This window comes from Bradyrhizobium sp. (assembly GCF_049798375.1).
Classification (GTDB): domain Bacteria; phylum Pseudomonadota; class Alphaproteobacteria; order Rhizobiales; family Xanthobacteraceae; genus Bradyrhizobium.
This window is the reverse complement of the sequence record NZ_JBARGP010000378.1, coordinates 1-2602: the sequence shown is the minus strand read 5'-3', so window position 1 is coordinate 2602 and position 2602 is coordinate 1. Positions and strand designations below refer to the sequence as shown.

General features: G+C 61.7%; 3 protein-coding genes. 2 read left to right on the top strand and 1 reads right to left on the bottom strand.

The annotated features are described in order from the left end of the window. The coding region (locus WA702_RS16225) for an ABC transporter ATP-binding protein (protein ID WP_425111553.1) at positions 1-805 on the bottom strand (805 nt) is incomplete at its 3' end. A 379-nt stretch (positions 806-1184) separates the two neighbouring features. Here WA702_RS16225 and WA702_RS16220 point away from each other — a divergent pair. Together WA702_RS16220 and WA702_RS16215 are read left to right on the top strand one after the other, a co-directional pair. Then, complete coding sequence (locus WA702_RS16220; RefSeq protein WP_425111552.1) at positions 1185-1997, top strand: GntR family transcriptional regulator; 813 nt, start codon at positions 1185-1187, stop codon at positions 1995-1997. A 174-nt stretch (positions 1998-2171) separates the two neighbouring features. After that, positions 2172-2570 carry a hypothetical protein gene (locus tag WA702_RS16215; protein ID WP_425111551.1) on the top strand — a complete coding sequence of 133 codons (399 nt, stop codon included), beginning with the start codon at positions 2172-2174 and terminating at the stop codon, positions 2568-2570. Positions 2571-2602: the final 32 nt, after the last annotated feature.

Genomic DNA, 2602 nt, shown 5'->3' with positions numbered 1-2602 from the left:
GACTGAGGCGCGGCAGCGAGCGCAGCAGGCCGGAGGTGTAGGGATGGCGCGGCCGCATCAGCACATCGTCCACGGGCGCATCCTCGACGACCTCGCCCGCATACATGGTGATCATGCGCGTGCAGGTCTCTGCGACAACTCCGAGATCATGCGTAATGAAGATCAGCGCCGTGCCGGTGCGTTCACTCAAGGATTGCAGAAGATCAGTGATCTGGGCCTGCACCGTGACATCGAGTGCGGTGGTTGGCTCATCGGCGATCAGCAGTTTCGGCTCGCAGATCAAAGCCATCGCGATCATCACGCGCTGGCGCATTCCGCCGGAGAGCTGATGCGGATACTCGTCATAGCGGCGGTCAGGCGCCGGGATGCCGACATCCCGCAAGGCCTCGATCGCCCGTTCGCGCCCCTCGGTGCGGCTGGCCGGAAAATGGACACGATAGGCCTCGCTGATCTGCTCGCCCACGGTGAAGACCGGATCGAGCGCGCTCATCGGCTCCTGGAAGATCATTGCAATGTCGCGACCACGCACGCTGCGCATTTGCCGCGCTGACAATGCAAGCAGATCGATGCCGCCGAAGCGGATCTCACCTTCGACGCGTGTCGAATGCGGCGGCAGCAGGCGGAGCAACGACAGGCCGGTGACCGTCTTGCCGCAGCCGCTTTCGCCGACCAGACCTACGCGTTCGCCAGGCCTAATCGAAAAGCTGACATTGCGGGTGATCTGCAGCGTGCTCCGCGCGGAAACGAATGACAGGGAAAGGTTATGCACCTCGAGCAACGGCCCGCGCGTTTGCTGTGTCGGCATGACCTGCTCAGTGACGCGCGAGCCGACCGCTTTTAAACCAACGTTCATCGCACGGCTCAGCTCGTGCGCAAACCGCGATGCGCACGCTGGCTCGCCAAATGGCGCTCTTGCCATGGCAAGCGGCCAGCGAGGAGCCGTTTGTCGACTGCAGGGCGGACGTCGCGCGTAAGCGTCCTCGACATGTTCACCTCCCTTGCACGCCCATTTTTTTTGGCGTGCCGCTCCGCGCATCCGGCTTTGTTGCCGGTGTCCGTTGCGCGACGCTGATTCATCAAAGATCGCCAACTGTCGATTGTCAACAATTGACTGCAGCACCATCTCGAATATTGTTGTCCCGCCGCGTCATATTCCGCGGATCGAAAAGATTGGTGGAGAACTCATGGCGGCGGATATTCGCAAGCCAGCGGGCGGCCCGGCGATTGCAGGCGAGCGGAGGTTTGCGCCCCGCACACTGCCCGATCAGGTCGCGGAGGAACTGGGTGCCGAGATCGTCGCCGGCCGACGCAAGGCTGGAGAACGCCTGGTCGAGCTCGATCTCGCCCGGGACTTTGGCGTGAGCCGCGGTCCCATTCGCGAGGCAATCCGCCTTCTCGAGCGACGCCGGCTCGTCGAGGTCCGGCCAAGGCGCGGCGCTTATGTCAAGCCGCTGTCGCTGAAATCGGTCGCAGACCTGTTCAATGTCAGGACCGCACTGTCGACGCTCGCCGTCCGCACCATGGCGACATCACCGGTCGAAAGCTATGTCGAGACACTTGCGCGGCGAAGCGAAGAGTTGACGGTGCTTATCGAGGTCGACGAACCCTTCACGTTCGCACTGACAACAACACGCGCCGTCAAGACGATCGCCCGTGGCTCCGGGAACGAGCTTCTCGTGGAACTACTCACCGATCTTGCCAACCAGACGGTATGGACCACCATCTGGAAAACACCGCTGGATTATCAGACGCGGGAGCTGAGACGGTTGGCAGCCGGTCTGATGGCCTCGACATTGAAGGCGATCCGGCAGCGAAAGCCGAATGCGGCAGCCTCCCATCTCGTCGAACTGCTGGAGGGCGATCGGGATCGCGCTCTTGCAACACTCTCGCGCCTCCGCGGCGAGACGTTGGACCTGAATGCGCTGTCGCAGGACCCCCTCGCACCCGGGCTCCTCCGTGAGGACATTTTGTCCTCGGCCTCGTTCGAGCTCGAGTGATCATCCAGGCGGCAGAGAGCCAGTGCTTGTTCAATTCTCGCCTTGATCGAAATTTCTGGCCAGACATGCTGATATCGTGGGGCTACGCCGTTCTGCTGGTCGATAGCTTTTCGTTGCGACGTATGGACGATTTCTGCGACCGGGATGCGAGCTATTTTCGCGTGCATGATGACTATGAGCCTTGCGGTTACCGCTCCTCCCGATCGCAGCCGGCGCCTCTATGAATATTCCTTGATTGATCATGCCGGTGCGGTGAACGATCTGTCTGCCGCTGTCCGGAAGAAGGGCACCTCCGTCGTCATCGGCTCCTCGGTCGACGCCCGGCTTCATCTGAGGCAGCCCGCGCTACAATTACAGCGACGAGAACTTCGCGATCCAGTCGAGGTGATCGAGGAGTGCGCAAAGCTCCAGAACATCGCCGATTGCTACGGCGTGGCTCTGCTCACTTCCGGCTCCGCAGCCGCGCTGCCCCGCAAGCGCATCCAATCGGGACCCCGGGATAAGGGTCCACAGTGGCTTCCATCGAGTCATGGAAGCCGAGGTTGGGATGCTGGTGGTGGAGACGATTGGTAAGATCCGTCGCGCCTACTTTGTTGATGGTCGTC